General features: G+C 42.1%; 10 protein-coding genes. 9 read left to right on the plus strand and 1 reads right to left on the minus strand.

The window, feature by feature from the left end:
- Window positions 1-731 precede the first annotated feature (731 nt).
- The 8 genes from ampD (at window position 732) to H5158_RS10185 (ending at window position 11,635) form a co-directional block, all read left to right on the plus strand.
- Complete coding sequence (ampD, locus tag H5158_RS10150; protein ID WP_182739957.1) at window positions 732-1,277, plus strand: 1,6-anhydro-N-acetylmuramyl-L-alanine amidase AmpD; 546 nt, start codon at window positions 732-734, stop codon at window positions 1,275-1,277.
- Window positions 1,278-1,304: 27 nt separating this feature from the next.
- A complete protein-coding gene (gene ampE, locus H5158_RS10155; protein WP_182739958.1) occupies window positions 1,305-2,156 on the plus strand; it encodes a beta-lactamase regulator AmpE in 852 nt (283 codons plus the stop codon).
- 725 nt (window positions 2,157-2,881) lie between these two features.
- On the plus strand, window positions 2,882-3,631 hold the full coding sequence (gene pdhR / locus H5158_RS10160; RefSeq protein ID WP_182718482.1) for a pyruvate dehydrogenase complex transcriptional repressor PdhR: 750 nt from the start codon (window positions 2,882-2,884) through the stop codon (window positions 3,629-3,631).
- Window positions 3,632-3,745: 114 nt separating this feature from the next.
- On the plus strand, window positions 3,746-6,412 hold the full coding sequence (gene aceE / locus H5158_RS10165) for a pyruvate dehydrogenase (acetyl-transferring), homodimeric type (protein WP_182731558.1): 2,667 nt from the start codon (window positions 3,746-3,748) through the stop codon (window positions 6,410-6,412).
- Window positions 6,413-6,422: 10 nt separating this feature from the next.
- Entirely contained in the window at window positions 6,423-8,330 is a 1,908-nt protein-coding gene (aceF, locus tag H5158_RS10170) for a pyruvate dehydrogenase complex dihydrolipoyllysine-residue acetyltransferase (protein ID WP_182718480.1), read from the plus strand.
- 195 nt (window positions 8,331-8,525) lie between these two features.
- Complete coding sequence (gene lpdA, locus H5158_RS10175) at window positions 8,526-9,953, plus strand: dihydrolipoyl dehydrogenase (protein ID WP_145235220.1); 1,428 nt, start codon at window positions 8,526-8,528, stop codon at window positions 9,951-9,953.
- A 349-nt stretch (window positions 9,954-10,302) separates the two neighbouring features.
- Window positions 10,303-10,992 (plus strand): tRNA-uridine aminocarboxypropyltransferase, encoded by a 690-nt coding sequence (locus H5158_RS10180; protein WP_182718479.1) that lies wholly within the window; start codon window positions 10,303-10,305, stop codon window positions 10,990-10,992.
- A 196-nt stretch (window positions 10,993-11,188) separates the two neighbouring features.
- Complete coding sequence (locus tag H5158_RS10185; RefSeq protein WP_182718478.1) at window positions 11,189-11,635, plus strand: REP-associated tyrosine transposase; 447 nt, start codon at window positions 11,189-11,191, stop codon at window positions 11,633-11,635.
- 960 nt (window positions 11,636-12,595) lie between these two features.
- Here H5158_RS10185 and rapA read toward each other — a convergent pair.
- A complete protein-coding gene (rapA, locus tag H5158_RS10190; RefSeq protein ID WP_182739959.1) occupies window positions 12,596-15,490 on the minus strand; it encodes an RNA polymerase-associated protein RapA in 2,895 nt (964 codons plus the stop codon).
- 295 nt (window positions 15,491-15,785) lie between these two features.
- Here rapA and H5158_RS10195 point away from each other — a divergent pair, with 295 nt between their 5' ends.
- Window positions 15,786-17,183, plus strand: coding sequence for a PhoH family protein (locus H5158_RS10195; protein ID WP_182739960.1), 1,398 nt, complete (start codon window positions 15,786-15,788; stop codon window positions 17,181-17,183).
- Window positions 17,184-17,246: the final 63 nt, after the last annotated feature.

A 17,246-nucleotide genomic window follows, 5' to 3' on the forward strand; every position in this document is an offset into this window, starting at 1 on the left:
CGTTGGTCAGGAAAGTCACGAGATTGGTCAATGATAAACGAAGTAAATTTGAATCCTGAGAAAAAAGAAGAAATGCGGGCGGCATAAAATTTAACTTGAGGCGACAACTAACTTGAAAAACTCCGAGAGTGAGGTTCTAGGTTTTAGGAAGTGACTAGATGCTAGGGCATATTCGAAGCTCGTCGCTCGAAGCCCGCGGCATTTGTTCTTATCATTGTGCAAAAGTTTTTTAGTGATTTATTCACCACAGAGATCATCGAGCTCACAGAGGAAAAACCAATAGGTAATAGTGATTAACTTTACTTTTGCCTTCTCGGTGTAGCAAAGCGCCTCGGTGGGTTCGGTGGTGAAATAGTGTGTCTGTATAAATGTAAAAACAGTCGCGAGGTAAACTCGCTGCTACCAATGCGTAGATGCGGGTTTACCCCGCGCAATTAAAATTTATTCACAAAGAGGACAAGAGACGCTGCGCTTTTGAGGAAAATAGGAACTAGGTTCTAGGGAAGTGACTAGCTGCTAAGTGAACTTACAGCCGGCAGCTCGTTACCCGTAGCCCGTGGCTTTCTGTTCTCGGTGGTGAAATTGGTTTGTCTATGGAAATGTAGAAACAATCGCGAGGTAAGCTCGCTGCTACTGGCGCAAAACAATGGAAGTGCTTTGCTGTTATTCTGCTTGGAAATCTATTAGCATCTGACTATGCATTTATTTATAGGCCATTATGAATATAAACTATGAAAATAAACTCTTTTGGTGTCGTTAGTACCGCTATCCAGCGACCAAGTACGCATTTTGATGAGCGCCCACTAGGTGAGGAAATATCTTTATTAGTGATTCATAATATTTCCTTGCCAGCAGGGCAGTTTGCCACGCCGTTTGTGGATGATTTGTTTATGGGGTGTATTGATTGCCAAGCACACCCTAGCTTTGCTGATTTAAAGGGGTTGAGAGTTTCAGCACATTGTTTTATCAAACGCAGCGGTGAAATAGTTCAGTATGTGCCTTTTAGTAAACGTGCTTGGCATGCTGGCCAGTCTGAGTTTTTAGGACGTAGTCAGTGTAATGATTTTAGTATTGGTATAGAGCTTGAAGGTACAGATACAACGGCGTATACCCAAAATCAATATAATGCATTACAATCCTTAACTAAGACATTGATATATAAATACCCAGCTATCACACGCGAGCGTGTTGTTGGCCATTGTCACATTGCACCAGGGCGAAAAACAGACCCTGGAGACAGTTTTGATTGGAATCATTATTTTGCTGCTATATTTTAACTAGCGCCCATTTGGAAAGAGAAAAGTATGATCTTAATTTCTATAATAATAGCTCTGATATTAGAGCGTTTAGGTGCCCGATCTGATTATTGGCAAATAAGCTATTACGCGCAAGGCTATTTAACACGTTCAAAAAAACAGCTTGGCGAGCAAGGTCTATTCAATTCGCCTGCGGGATTTATTATTTGGTTGTGTTTGCCGGTATTATTTGTGGCGGTTATTTTTACCTTGTCTGATTTTGTATTATGGCAGTTAGCTATTAATGTGGCTGTGCTGCTGGTTTGCTTTGGCTGTGCTAAACAACGTGCTTTATATAAGTCCTATTTAAATGCGCTAACCCGTGATGATCAGCAAGCGGCAACCTTATATGCACTGCAAATGGGGCAAAAGAAAACGGAAGAGCAAAAAGGCGGTGAAACCTTTGGACAAACGTTGGCTTGGGTAAACTTTCGTTTTTATTGTGCAGTTATTTTTTGGTTTGTAATATTAGGCGTACCTGGCGCGACCTTGTATGCATTAGTACGTACTTTTGCTGATTTAGTGCAGAACGACCATAAAGTTGTGTATGCCAAACGTTTTAAACTTATTCATTCATTATTATTTTGGCTTGATTGGTTACCAGCTAGAATCGCCAGCTTTGGTTATCTAGTAATAGGTAACTTTAATAAAGGCACCAGTTGCTGGCTGCATTATGCACTCGATTTTACAGTGAGTAACCGTAAAGTGGTTACTAATACCGCGCTTGCCGCAGAGCAAATAGAACAGCAACATTTTGGTTGCGCGTATGAAGCAACTTGTATGATGAAGCTTGTAAAACGAAATGTGTTGTTTTACTTGGTGTTGATTGCCTTGTTTACTTTATTTGGTGGTTTAGCGTAAATAAACAGATGCTAGGTTTTAGGGAAGTAATTGTCGCGAGGTAAACTCGCTGCTACCCGCGCAATTAAAATTTATTCACAAAGAGGTTAAGAGCCGCTGCGCTTTAGAGAAGTAATTATAAAAGTAGTGGCTAGGTGTTTGAGTCTATTCGCAGCTCGAAGCCCGTGGCGTTTTTTTCATTTGCGCTCATTCACTTCTCTTTGTGCAAAAGTCTTTTATTGATTTATTCACCACAGAGAGCACCGAGTTAATAGAGGAAAAACCTGTTAGTAATTAACTTTACTTTTGTATTCTCTGTGTAGCGCGTAGCGCCTCCTGCCCTCAGTGGTGAAATTGGCTGTCTATGTAAATGTAGAAACAGTCGCGAGGTAAACTCGCTGCTACCAATGCGTAGGCGCGGGTTTACCCCGCGCAGTTTAATTTATTATATAGTACACTTCGAGTTCAAAAAAACTCGCCCACTAGTTTTTGATTATCTGGTCAGACCATTGTGTTTTTCTATAAAATTCCTTCCTAAACACTGGCTTTATCTCATACTGTTTGATCTTTGTGCAAAATACGTTAGGGTGTTTTTTAAGGTGCGTCGCAGCGAAATTGACAGCAAACTTGCTTTTTGATAACGTATGGCTCAAATTTGGTATGACCAATTTACCTTTTGGTCTAGTCTCTGGGCACAAACTTGGATTTTTCAGGTTACATTTCCACTACAATGCGGACGTTGATTAATGTCTTTAAAGATTAAAGCAGCAAAACTATCGGATGTTATTTTACAGCAACTTGAGAACATGATTCTTGAGGGCTCATTAGCACCGGGTGAGAAACTGCCGCCAGAGCGTGAATTAGCCAAACAATTTGAAGTGTCTCGCCCTTCATTACGTGAAGCCATTCAAAAGCTAGAGGCAAAAGGCTTAGTAACGCGACGTCAAGGTGGCGGAACGTTTGTAAAAAATCAGCTAGAAGAAGGGCTCACTGATCCGTTATTTGACTTGATCAGTAAACATCCTGAATCACAGTTTGATTTATTAGAGTTTCGTCATGCTCTCGAAGGGATTGCAGCTTATTATGCTGCGCTTCGTGGTACTAGCACTGACTTTGCTAAAGTTAAGCAAAGCTTTGAATGCATTGCATTAGCTAATGATGATTTACTACAAAAAGCCAAAGCAATTAACGCGTTTCACTTTAGTGTGGCAGAAGCCTCGCATAATGTGGTGTTACTGCATTTAGTGCGCGGTATGCGGGCATTGCTTGAGCAAAATGTTTTACAAAATTTAACGGTATTGTTAGAGAAGCCGCATATTAGTTCGCGCTTAGCTGAGCACCGCCGTTTATTGATGGATGCAGTGATTGAAGGGAATCCAGAGCAGGCGCGACTTGCCAGTAATGCTCACTTAGCTTTCATTGAAGAAGCGTTATTGGAAGCAGGTAAAGAGCATTCACGAATTGAGCGTAGTTTAAGACGCACAAAGCAAAATTAAGTAACAAAAAACTAAGTTAAAGATAAATAATTTAAGCAAGTGCTGTATATGGCAACACGATTACCACAGTGCTAATTAAGAACATTCGTATTTTAAACATAAGGAAACCTCCATATGTCTGAAGTCAATAAAATTGACGTAGACGCGCTAGAAACACAAGAGTGGTTACAAGCTCTTGAATCAGTTGTGCGTGAAGAAGGTGTTGAACGTGCTCAGTTTTTACTTGAGCAAGTATTAGAGCAAGCCCGTTTAGACGGTGTTGATATGCCAACAGGTATCAACACAAACTACGTTAATACGATCCCGGTAGATCAAGAACCTGCTTACCCAGGGGACGTAAACCTTGAGCGCCGTATTCGTTCTATTATTCGTTGGAACGCAATCATGATTGTATTGCGTGCTTCGAAAAAAGACCTCGACCTAGGCGGCCATATGGCGTCTTACCAGTCATCAGCGGCGTTTTATGAAGTATGTTTTAACCATTTCTTCAAAGCCCCAAATGATGTAGACGGCGGTGACTTAGTTTATTATCAAGGTCATATTTCTCCGGGTATTTATGCACGTGCATTTGTTGAAGGTCGTTTATCTGCTGCGCAGCTTGATAACTTCCGTCAAGAAGTTGATGGCGAAGGTTTACCATCTTACCCACACCCTAAATTAATGCCTGAATTCTGGCAGTTCCCTACGGTATCTATGGGTCTTGGTCCTATCGCGTCTATTTACCAAGCGCGCTTCTTAAAGTACCTAGATGGTCGTGGCTTAAAAGACACTAAAAACCAACGTGTATACGCGTTTTTAGGCGATGGCGAAATGGATGAGCCAGAATCGCGTGGCGCTATTTCTTTTGCTGCTCGTGAAAAACTAGACAACCTTTGTTACTTAATTAACTGTAACTTACAGCGCCTAGATGGCCCAGTAATGGGTAATGGTAAAATCATTCAAGAGCTTGAAGGTCTATTCAAAGGCGCTGGCTGGAATGTGATCAAGCTAGTGTGGGGCAGCGGCTGGGATATCCTACTAGCTAAAGACACCACAGGTAAGTTATTGCAATTGATGAACGAAACAGTCGATGGCGATTACCAAACTTATAAAGCTAAAAATGGCGCGTACGTACGTGAACATTTCTTTGGTCGTTACCCTGAAACAGCAGCACTTGTTGCTGATATGACAGATGACGAAATCTTCGCGCTTAAGCGTGGTGGTCATGAGCCATCAAAATTATTCGCTGCATTCAAAAAAGCAGAAGAGACCAAAGGTCGCCCAACAGTTATCCTAGCTAAAACTGTAAAAGGTTACGGCATGGGTGAAGCGGCTGAAGGTAAGAATATTGCTCACCAAGTGAAAAAAATGGACATGTCACACGTTGCCCATTTACGTTCACGTTTAGGTCTTGATGATTTAGTATCTGAAGAGCAACTTGCAGAACTTCCTTATTTAACACTTGAAGAAGGTTCGGCTGAGCACAAGTACTTACATGCTCGCCGTGATGCACTTAAGGGTTATACGCCAAAACGTATTCCTAACTTTACTGAAAAGTTAGTACTGCCAGAAGTAGAAGCATTCAAGCCACTACTTGAAGAGCAAAAGCGTGATATCTCTACCACTATGGGCTTTGTTCGTGCACTTAATATCTTATTGAAAGATAAAGGTATTGGTAAAAACATCGTACCAATTATTGCCGATGAAGCGCGTACCTTTGGTATGGAAGGTTTATTCCGTCAAATCGGTATTTATAACCCGCATGGCCAAAACTATACGCCGCAAGACCGTGATATCGTTTCTTACTACAAAGAAGCAACATCGGGTCAAGTATTGCAAGAAGGTATCAACGAGTTAGGTGCAATGTCATCGTGGGTTGCTGCGGCAACATCATACAGCACTAACGATTTACCAATGATCCCATTCTATATCTACTATTCAATGTTCGGTTTCCAACGTGTTGGCGACATGGCATGGATGGCGGGTGACCAACAAGCACGTGGTTTCTTATTAGGTGCTACTGCCGGTCGTACAACATTAAACGGTGAAGGCCTACAGCACGAAGATGGTCACAGCCATATTCTTGCTAACACAGTACCTAACTGTATCTCTTACGATCCAACATACGCTTACGAAGTAGCGGTTATTGTTCAAGATGGTATTCGTCGTATGTACGGTGAAGATCAAGAAAACATTTACTACTACCTAACGCTTATGAACGAAAACTATGCACAACCTGCTATGCCAGAAGGTGCTGAAGAAGGTATTCGTAAAGGTATCTACAAGCTAGAAAGCTACGCAGGCAAAAAAGCCAACGTACAGCTATTAAGCTCAGGTACTATCATGACTGAAGTGCGTAAAGCAGCCGCGATTTTAAGTGATGATTACGGTATTGCATCTGATGTGTATTCAGTAACGTCGTTTAACGAATTAACTCGTGAAGGGCAAGATGTTGAGCGTTTCAATATGCTTAACCCTGAAAGCGAACAGAAGACTGCCTACATCACCAGTGTATTAAATGACTCAGTGACTGTTGCCGCAACGGATTACATGAAAAACTACGCAGAACAAGCGCGTTCATTCATTCCAAGCAGCAACTACAAAGTATTAGGTACCGATGGTTACGGTCGTTCTGATAGCCGTGAAAACCTTCGTCGTCACTTTGAAGTTAACGCCAGCTACGTAGTAGTTGCGACGTTATCTGAACTTGCTAAACGTGGTGAAGTTGAGAAGTCAGTTGTGGTTGAAGCACTTAAAAAGTTCAACATCGACACTAACAAACTTAATCCACTGTACGCATAAGAGGTTTGCAATGAGTATTGAAATTAAAGTACCAGATATCGGTGGCGATGAAGTCGAAGTAACCGAAATTCTAGTGAGCGTTGGTGACAAAGTTGACGTTGACCAATCATTACTAACTGTTGAGGGTGATAAAGCCTCAATGGAAGTACCTGCGGCACAAGCCGGTACTGTAAAAGAAATCAAAGTAAACGTGGGCGACACGGTTACTACGGGTTCTTTAGTATTCTTGTTTGAAGGTGAAGAGCAAGCATCTAGCGAAGCGCCTGCAGAACCAGCAAAATCTGAAGATGCAGCACCTGCTGCGTCTTCAGGTTCAACAACTAAAGAAGTCACCGTACCAGATATCGGCGATGATGAAGTTGAAGTAACGGAAATCATGGTTGCTGTTGGCGACACTGTTGAAGAAGAACAATCTATCTTAAACGTTGAAGGCGACAAAGCGGCAATGGAAGTACCAGCGCCGTTTGCAGGTACTGTTAAAGAAATTAAAGTTGCCGCTGGCGATAAAGTAAAAACAGGCTCTTTAGTGTTTGTTTTTGAAGTGGCTGGTAGTGAGCCTGCAGCTGCGAAAGCAGAAACAGCGCCAGCTCAAGAGTCTGCGCCGGCACAAAGTTCAGCGCCAAGCAGTAAAGAAGTAAACGTGCCTGATATCGGCGGTGATGAGGTTGAAGTCACTGAAGTGATGGTTGCAGTAGGCGATAAGGTTACTGAAGATCAGTCAATCTTAAACGTTGAAGGCGACAAAGCGGCAATGGAAGTACCAGCACCATTTGCCGGTACTGTTAAAGAGATTAAAGTTGCTGCGGGCGATAAAGTATCGACCGGTTCACTTATCTTTGTATTTGAAGTGCAAGGCAGTGCACCTGCAGCTACCGCTGAAAAAACGGCTTCTGAATCTGCACCAGCAGCGAAAGCAGAATCAGCTCCAGCTCCACAAGCAGCGCCTGCAAAAGCGAGCAATGAAAGCTTTGAAAACAATAGTGCGTATGCTCATGCATCGCCAGTTGTTCGCCGCTTAGCCCGTGAGTTTGGTATTAACCTTGCGAACGTAAAAGGCTCAGGTCGTAAAAATCGCGTTGTGAAAGAAGACGTGCAAGACTATGTGAAGAACTTAGTTAAGCAAGTTGAGTCAGGCCAATTAGCGACAGCTTCTGGCAATGCTGGCGGTAGTGAGCTTGGTTTAATTCCATGGCCAAAAGTTGATTTTGCTAAATTTGGTGAAATCGAAGAGAAAAAACTATCTCGTATTCAAAAGCTATCGGGTAAAAACTTACACCGTAACTGGGTGCAAATTCCACATGTTACGCAGTTTGATGAAGCTGATATCACAACTCTTGAAGAGTTCCGTAAAGAGCAAAATGCCCTTAGCGAGAAGAAAAAGCTAGGTGTTAAAATCACCCCGCTGGTATTTGTAATGAAAGCAGCAGCGAAAGCACTTGCTGAGTTCCCTACATTTAACTCATCACTATCTAACGACGGTGAAAGCTTAATTCTTAAGAAGTACATCAATATCGGTGTTGCAGTTGATACGCCAAACGGTTTGGTTGTGCCAGTATTTAAAGATGTTGATAAGAAAGGCATCATTGAATTATCGCGTGAATTAATGGAAGTATCTGTTAAAGCGCGTGACGGTAAACTTACCTCGTCTGATATGCAAGGTGGCTGTTTTACAATTTCAAGCCTTGGTGGTATTGGCGGTACAGCCTTTACGCCAATCGTAAATGCCCCAGAAGTTGCTATTTTAGGTGTCTCTAAATCAGAAATTAAACCTAAGTGGAATGGCAAAGAGTTTGAACCAAAACTAATGGTTCCACTTTCTATGTCTTACGACCATAGGGTGATTGACGGTGCACTAGCGGCACGCTTTACTGTAACTTTAGCAAGTTACATGAGCGATATTCGCCAATTAGTAATGTAAGCAATTGCTGCATGTAGCGAAATAAATAGAATCAAATCCCAGCCAGTTGTTTTTTGCTGGGATTTTTACCATTTGCAATGATACAATATTTGTATATTTTGCATAAATTTTTGATCTGCTCTCCCTTTCTGCCTTGCAGAAACATGGCAGTTAAACTTTAGGGCAGTGTCCCGTTCAAACAATTAAGGTAAAAGCATGAGCAACGAATTAAAAACTCAAGTTGTTGTACTAGGCGGTGGTCCTGGTGGTTATTCTGCGGCTTTCCGTGCTGCTGACTTGGGCTTAGAAGTAACAGTAGTAGAATCTCGCGACACATTAGGCGGTGTATGTCTTAATGTTGGTTGTATTCCTTCGAAAGCACTTTTACACGTAGCTAAAGTAATTGATGATGCAGCAGAAATGTCATCTCATGGTGTTACTTTTGGCGCACCACAAATTGATTTAGATAAAATTCGTTCGTGGAAAGAGTCAGTTGTTAGCCAACTTACTGGTGGCCTAGACGGCATGGCTAAAATGCGTAAAGTTAAAGTGGTTTACGGTTACGGTAAATTCACAGGTAGCAACACGCTTGATGTTGAAGGCGCTGACGGTAAAACAACAATTACTTTTGATAACGCTATCATTGCTGCTGGTTCTAAACCTGTAAACTTACCTTTCATTCCTGAAGATGACCGCGTAATTGATTCAACCGGTGCACTAGAGCTTAAAGACATCCCTGAAAAGCTATTAGTATTAGGTGGTGGTATTATTGGTCTTGAAATGGGTACTGTGTATCGCGCACTAGGTTCTGCAATCGACGTAGTTGAATTTGCTGACCAACTAGTACCAGCTGCTGATAAAGACATCATCAAGATTTACCAAAAATACGTAAGTGATAAATTTAACGTTATGCTATCAACTAAAGTTGTTGGCGTAGAAGCGAAAGATGACGGCTTATACGTTACATTTGAAGGTAAAAACGCACCAGCTGAACCAGTACGTTATGACAAAGTATTAGTTGCTGTTGGTCGTACACCAAACGGTAACTTATTAGATGCTGACAAAGCGGGTGTTAATGTTGATGAGCGTGGCTTCATTAATGTTGATAAGCAACTTAAAACTAACGTTGACCACATCTTCGCGATTGGTGACTTAGTTGGCCAACCTATGCTTGCGCACAAAGCGGTTCATGAAGGTCACGTTGCTGCTGAAGTTATCTCAGGTCAAAAACATTACTTTGATCCGAAATGTATTCCTTCAATTGCCTATACTGATCCAGAAATCGCTTGGGTTGGCGTAACTGAGAAAGAAGCAAAAGAGCAAGGCTTAAGCATTGAAACAGCTGTATTCCCATGGGCTGCATCAGGTCGTGCAATTGCATCTTCTCGTACTGAAGGTTCTACTAAACTGATCTTTGATAAAGAAAGTGGCCGTATTATCGGTGGTGCTATGATTGGTATTAACGCAGGTGAAATGCTGGGCGAAATCGGTCTAGGTATCGAAATGGGCGCTGACGGTGAAGATTTAGCATTAACTATTCATGCTCATCCAACATTGAACGAATCAATCGGTCTTGCAGCTGAAATATTTGAAGGTTCAATCACTGATTTACCAAACAAAAAAGCAGTTAAAAAGAAGAAGTAAGTTCTTTTAGTTAATTGTTTAAAAACCCAAGCCACGGCTTGGGTTTTTTGTTTTATAGGCGCGGGTGTGTAATACGTAATACCTTGTAGGCGCGGGTTTACCCCGCGCAATTAGATTAAAGTTCGTTTAGTGATTAATTCACCACCGAGAACACAGAGAAGAAATAAGTGATTTTTTAATTTGGTTTCTCTGTGTAGCGCGAAGCGCCTTTGTGCCCTCAGTGGTAAATAATGGGCTTTATCGCGAGGTAAACTCGCTGCTACCAATACGTAGGCGTGGGTTTACCCTGCGCAAATGTGTTATAATATCCGCCGAACAAATTTAGGTACTATTTTAGGTAATAAACCACGTGAATAAACGCTCTTCTAATTCAGTACTTACTTTGCGTGCCCAGCAAATTAGTGAATCTCGCCGTGAGTTTAATGCTCGTGGCGGTAAAATGGATCGCTGTGAGCGATGCTTAATCGCGAAACATTACTGTATTTGTGACGGTGTGGAGCAGGCTGATAGTCAGGCGGCGGTATGCTTACTTATGTATCACAACGAGAGTTTTAAACCCTCTAATACAGGGCGATTAATTGCTGAAATTATTCCTGATAATCATGCTTTTCGTTGGGACAGGACTGATCCTGACGATAAACTATTAGCCTTATTAAATGACCCGCAATATCAACCTATGGTGATCTTTCCTGCTACAGATGTTGAAGATACTGCACGCGTTATTACTGATGTACAACACCAGCCTAATAAACGTCCCTTGTTTATCTTTTTAGATGGCACATGGCGTGAAGCGAAAAAAATGATCCGCAAAAGCCCTTATCTCGATAATTTACCCGTGCTGTCGATCACCGCTGAAAAACTGTCTGACTATCGCTTACGGGTTGCCCCGCATGCTCACCAACTTGGCACTGCTGAAGTGGCCATTATGGTGTTAGCACTGGCAGGGGAGTCTGATGCAGCAACTAAGCTTGAACAGCATTTTATGAAGTTTCGCGACGCGTATTTGTTAGGAAAGCGCAATAAAGGCAGGCCGACGTAGGTTTTAGTTTATCCCGCGCAAATATATAATTTAGATGCTGGATAAAACTATGTTGCTTCTGTCGCGATGTAAAATCGCTGCTACGACTTTGTGATATCTCGTAGGCGCGGGTTTACCCCGCGCAAATGTGCGACAAAAAATTTAACAACATTCAAGCTATGAGCTATTTTTATACTTTACCTACAAGGATTGGTAGATGTATAAATCACAAAATCTAAGAAAAGGGCGGGTTTCTTTACCACATCACTTTTATGCTATTACCCTCGTTACACATAATCGCAGCAACTACTTTGTAAACTTGGATTTTAATCGTCACATTATAAAACAAATGCAATTATTAGAAGTACAAGAATACCTCAAATCTAATGCGTTTATTATTATGCCAAATCATATCCATTGGCAATTTCAGTTGCTCATTAACAGCCCCTTACCACAAATAATCCGTTGCTTTAAAGGACGAACTGCAGCCGCTTGCCGTGAATTCGGTATTTATAAATTATGGCAAAAAGGGTATTACGATCATTTAATTCGAGATGAAGATGATTTAGTTAAAAATGCGCGTTATATAATCGCGAATCCACTAAGAGCTGGTTTGGTTAAAAATGTTGCTGATTATCCATACTGGGATTGTGTTTATGTATGAGTCTAGCATTTTGGTGATGTAGGCGCGGGTTTACCCTGCGCAATTAGATTAAAGTTCGTTCAGTGATTAATTCACCACCGAGAACACAGAGAAGAAATAAGTGATTTTTTACTTTGGTTTCTCTGTGTAGCGCGAAGCGCCTTTGTGCCCTCAGTGGTAAATAATGGGCTTTATCGCGAGGTAAACTCGCTGCTACGAATGGGCAATATCTCGTAGGCGCGGGTTTACCCCGCGCAAATGCAAAATGTAAATACGGGATAAAATTCAGCCGTGGAACAACCCATGTCGCGATGTAAAATCGCTGCTACGAATGTGCAATATCTCGTAGGCGCGGGTTTACCCCGCGCAAATGAAAAATGTAAGAACGTTATAAAGCTCAGCTGCGGAACAACCCATGTCGCGATATGAAATCGCTGCTACGAATGGGCAATATCTCGTAGGCGCGGGTTTACCCCGCGCAATTAGATTAAAGTTCGTTCAGTGATTAATTCACCACCGAGAACACAGAGAAGAAATAAGTGATTTTTTACTTTGGTTTCTCTGTGTAGCGCGAAGCGCCTCTGTGCCCTCAGTGGTAAATAATGGGCTTTATCGCGAGGTAAACTCGCAGCTACCAATACGTAGGCGTGGGTGGTTTACCCCGCGTAAATGCAAAATGTAAATACGGGATAAAATTCAGCCGCGAAACAACTCCTGTCGCGATATAAAATCGCTGCTACAAATTTGTAATATCTTGTAGGCGCGGGTTTACCCCGCGCAAATGTAAAGTGTAAATACGGGATAAAATTCAGCCTCGAAACAACCTTTGTCGCGATGTAAAATCGCTGCAACGAATAGGCAATATCTTGTTGGCGTGGGTTTTCAGCGTAACATGTAATAAAAAAGCGCGCTGTAACTTAATACACCGCGCTTTTTTAAACTTAAAACTTACCGCTTATAACTTAAAGCTCAGCTCCCAAATCAATGTGATACCACAATTAAGCGAATGGCATCTAACTGCAACTGTGCTTTGCCGATATAACTTGTCAGCTCTGTGCGTTGCTTATCGTAGAAGGTAAGTTCTTCTTCACGGATATTAGGGTTGATCTGTTTCAGCGCCGCTAAACGCGCCTGCTCTTCACTGAGCGATTGTTGCATTTGCTCAAGCGCCGCAGTGCGAATGACTTCTAACTTAGTTTGCGCCATTTCTTGGGCGGTTTTAAGCATTGGGTGAATCGCACTTTGTAATGCGCCAGCTAGTTTACTGGCTGTTTGACGGCCTACCGCAGAAAGCTGCTGATTAAAGCCATCAAAGCCGACGTTATCAGCTAAGTTGTTGCTGGCTTTATCTAGCAAAATACGAATCGGCGTCGGCGGTAAAAAGCGGCCAACTTGCAGCGCTTTTGGTGCCATGGCTGCTGCTACGTAAATTAGCTCAACAAAAAAGGTACCTGGTGGTAATTTTTTGTTTTTAAGTAATGCGACTGACGCAGTACCAAAGTCATCATCACAGATCATGTCTAAGGTGCCTTGCACCATAGGGTGATCCCAGCTGATGAAATGCACATCTTCTTGTGCAAGTGCAGTGTCACGGTCAAATGTGACTGTCATGCCGTCGTCTTTTAAACTTGGGAATGACGGATTTAGCATATGCTCAGTTGGCTTTAAGATAATAGTATTTTCACCTTTGTCTTCTTGGCTAACGCCAAAGGTATCAAACACGTTGATCATATAACTTGGTAGTTCAAATTGGTTGTCTAGTTTTTCAATATCAACAACCAGCGAGTCTGCTGCACCTTGGCCCGATGAGTGTAACTCAAGCAAACGGTCACGGCCGCTTTCCATTTGTTTACGCAGCACTGCGTTTTGACCGGCTACTTGCTCTAGTAATGGCTCTAGCTCGTCTTCATCACAGTTATGGGCGGCAATAAACTCAAGTAGCTCATCTTTAAACTCTTTATACAAAAGTTGTCCGGTGCTTGAGGTGGTTTCAAAGGCATCTAAGCCTTCGTTATACCAACGCAGTAATACTTCTTGTGCGCTGCTTTCAAAGTACGGCACATGAATGTTGATATCTTGAGTTTGACCAATACGGTCGAGGCGACCAATACGCTGCTCAAGTAAGTCAGGGTTCAGTGGTAAATCAAATAACACTAAGTGATGAGCAAACTGGAAGTTACGACCCTCAGAGCCAATCTCAGAGCACAGCAATATTTGTGCGTTGTCGTACTCGTCAGCAAAAAACGCGGCGGCGCGGTCACGCTCAATAATTGTCATCCCTTCGTGGAACACAGAGGCTTTAATCGCTTCGCGTTCACGCAGGATTTGCTCAAGGCTGATAGCGGTTTCGGCTTTAGCACAAATAAGCAGGACTTTTTCCCGTTTAAGGGTTTTTAGGGTGTCGATCAACCATTCTACTCGAGGATCAAATTGTCCCCAGCTAGCGCTTTCGCCTTCAAACTCTTGGAATATTTTTTCAGGGAATAGGGCGCGTTGCGCGCTAAGCTCTGCATTTTTAATGCCGCTCATATTGCCCAATACTGAAATTGCCGTTTTATATTGTTTCGGCATCGCCATCGGGTAGGCGTGTAGTTTGCGACTAGGGTAGCCGTCAATGCCGCTACGGCTATTTCTAAATAAAATACGGCCTGTGCCATGGCGATCTAATAACATCGCCAAAATTTCTTTACGGGCAGCTGCGTCGCCATTTTGTGCTTGTTCAAGCACCGTTGTGATATCGGTTTCTTTTAATAGCTCAATTAGCGTGGCTTTGGCGCTGTCGTCTAGCGCTTGCTGTTGCAGTAACTGATTTGCAGCCTCTGCCACATGCTTATAGTTACTTTCTTCAGCAACAAAGGCATCGTAGTCATAAAAGCGATCAGGATCGAGTAACTGTAGGCGCGCAAAGTGGCTGCGGTGACCAAGTTGATCCGGTGTTGCCGTTAATAGTATTAGCCCTGGAATATCTTGGCTAAGCTCAGCCATACGTTGATATTCAGTGCTTGGTTTACCGTTGGTAATACTTAAATGATGCGCTTCATCAACAATCAGTAAATCCCAATCAGCCATTGTTGCTTGTTCAAACCAGCGTTTTTTCTTGGTTAAAAACTCAAGGCTAGTTAGTACTAACTGTTCAGTGTCGAATACATTTGGTGAGTCGGCAAAGGCTTCATCGCAACGCTCTTCATCAAAAATTGAAAAGTGTAAATTAAAGCGGCGCAGCATTTCAACTAACCACTGATGCTGTAAGTTCTCCGGCACTACGATGAGCACTCGGCTTGCGCGACCACTGATAATTTGTTGATGTAAAATCATCCCCGCTTCAATGGTTTTACCAAGGCCTACTTCATCAGACAATAACACTCGAGGAGCAAATCGTTTACCGACCTCTTGTGCAATATAAAGCTGATGCGGAATTAAGCTTGCGCGCTGGCCAATCAAACCCTTAATAGGTGATTGTTGGCGTTCAAACTGGTGTTGCCATGTTTGATAGCGCAATGTATAGCGATCAAAGCGGTCAACTTGGCCGGCAAATAAGCGATCTTGTGGTTTATTAAATTTGATGAAGTGATCTAAAAACGTTTCTTTTAATTGTGCTTTTTCACCGTTATCAATACGAGTGCCGTGATAACAAAGTAAATCACCGATAGGTTCAATTGACTCGACTTCAAGTTCCCATTCTTCAACGCTTTTGATCACATCACCAGGATTAAATGCCACGCGGGTAACCGGTGCTTCTAACATTGAGTAAACACGGTTTTCGCCACTGGCGGGAAATAAAATGCTGACCTGACGGCCCTCAAGGGCAACCACTGTGCCTAATCCTAAATCTGACTCTGTATCACTGATCCAACGCTGACCTAAGGAAAAATTCATGTATGTCTCGTCTATGAAGAAAAAGGCGGCTATGTTACCTGTTAGCTAACACCACTGCAAGGTGCGAACCAGCTGACTTTTAATTAATTTAATAACTGTGAATTATTCCTATTAAAGTTGCTGCAATAAGGATTAATTCAAAACAAAAAAAGGTTTGTCATAAAACAGACTTTTATGACATCTAAGCTAAACTTAGAATATACCAAGCAATTAAGTTTTTCAGGGTGAACATTCAACCCGTTTTACTTGATTAGTTGGGTATAGCATAAAAATCATAAAACGTAAGGAAAGTGCTATGGAAAAAGCTTCGAACCTTGATAGTAAAATGTATGTGCTAGATACCAATGTATTGCTTCACGAACCCCTCGCGTATTTATCATTCCAAGAACATGATGTTGTAATTCCCATGACAGTTTTAGAGGAACTGGATCATATAAAAGATCGTAAGCATGATGTCAGCTGTGATGCCCGTGTGGCCATTCGTGGTTTGGATGAAGTGCTCAAAGATGCCACACCAGAACAAATGCTCAAAGGCGTCGCTCTACCTAGTAATAAAAAGGCCAAAGCGTCTTCGGCTGGCACACTTATTATTGTTAATGATCATTTATTTGTCGATTCTATCTCAGGTTTACCTGGCAACGAAAATGACCACCGTATTATCAATTGTGCCGTGCACCTACAAAAACAACATCCTAATAGCAAAGTGGTGTTAGTTACCAAAGATATTAATATGCGTTTAAAGGCCAAAGGCGCAGGGCTTAAATTTGTTGAAGATTATCGTACTGATCAGCTGATTGATGATATTGCTTTGCTCTCCAGTGGTTATAAAAAAATTGCTGGCGATTTTTGGCAGCATGTGGGCGAATGTGAAACCGATCAACATGGTCGTGATGCGTTTCATAAAGTGGCAAAAAGTTTGATCCCCGATGTATTTTGCAATGAATATTTACTTGATGACAGCGGTCAGTTTGCCGCACGAGTCAAATCTTATGATGAGCAGCATATTATGCTCAAAGATATCGGTGTTGAGCGATTAATGCATCAATCGGCATGGGGAGTAAAGCCAAAAAATATTTATCAAGGCATGGCAATGGATGCGTTACTCGATACCGGTATTGAATTAGTTATTTTAACAGGTCCTGCAGGATGCGGAAAAACATTACTAGCGCTTGCCTGTGCTTTGGAAATGGTGGTTGAAAAAGGTATTTACGATAAGGTAATTGTCACCCGAAATACTCCTGAAATTGCTGAGTCGATCGGTTTTTTACCAGGTACCGAAGAGGAAAAAATGGCACCATGGTTAGCTGCGATCACCGATACCTTAGAGGTATTACACAAAGGTGACGAAAACCCTATTTCAAGCCGTAACTATATTATGGAAAAGGCAAACATACAGTTTAAATCAGTTAACTTTATGCGTGGTCGCAGCATTCAAAATGCCGTGGTCATTTTAGATGAAAGCCAAAACCTTACTGCCTCACAGCTGAAAACTATTATTACCCGTTGTGGTGAAGGTACTAAGTTAATTTGCTCTGGTAACCTTGCGCAAATAGATAGTAACTACTTAACTCCAGTTACTTCTGGTTTAACTTATATTGTGGAGCGCTTCAAAGATTTTGAAGGCAGCGCCACGGTTAACTTAAATGGTGTGGTGAGAAGCCGTTTAGCATCGTTTGCGGAAGAAAATTTATAACTTGCGCAGTCCCACTTGGCTCGCTAACCTTGTTGACAAATTTAGCGCCAAGCATCGGATTGT

It is taken from the genome of Pseudoalteromonas sp. SR45-6 (assembly GCF_014163545.1).
Taxonomy (GTDB): domain Bacteria; phylum Pseudomonadota; class Gammaproteobacteria; order Enterobacterales; family Alteromonadaceae; genus Pseudoalteromonas; species Pseudoalteromonas rhizosphaerae.

Bases quoted from the DNA above. Each gene is read 5' to 3' on its own strand.
- ampD (WP_182739957.1), top strand. From the start codon at position 732: ATGAAAATAAACTCTTTTGGTGTCGTTAGTACCGCTATCCAGCGACCA.
- ampE (WP_182739958.1), top strand. From the start codon at position 1,305: ATGATCTTAATTTCTATAATAATAGCTCTGATATTAGAGCGTTTAGGT.
- pdhR (WP_182718482.1), top strand. From the start codon at position 2,882: ATGTCTTTAAAGATTAAAGCAGCAAAACTATCGGATGTTATTTTACAG.
- aceE (WP_182731558.1), top strand. From the start codon at position 3,746: ATGTCTGAAGTCAATAAAATTGACGTAGACGCGCTAGAAACACAAGAG.
- aceF (WP_182718480.1), top strand. From the start codon at position 6,423: ATGAGTATTGAAATTAAAGTACCAGATATCGGTGGCGATGAAGTCGAA.
- lpdA (WP_145235220.1), top strand. From the start codon at position 8,526: ATGAGCAACGAATTAAAAACTCAAGTTGTTGTACTAGGCGGTGGTCCT.
- H5158_RS10185 (WP_182718478.1), top strand. From the start codon at position 11,189: ATGTATAAATCACAAAATCTAAGAAAAGGGCGGGTTTCTTTACCACAT.
- rapA (WP_182739959.1), bottom strand. From the start codon at position 15,490: ATGAATTTTTCCTTAGGTCAGCGTTGGATCAGTGATACAGAGTCAGAT.
- H5158_RS10195 (WP_182739960.1), top strand. From the start codon at position 15,786: ATGGAAAAAGCTTCGAACCTTGATAGTAAAATGTATGTGCTAGATACC.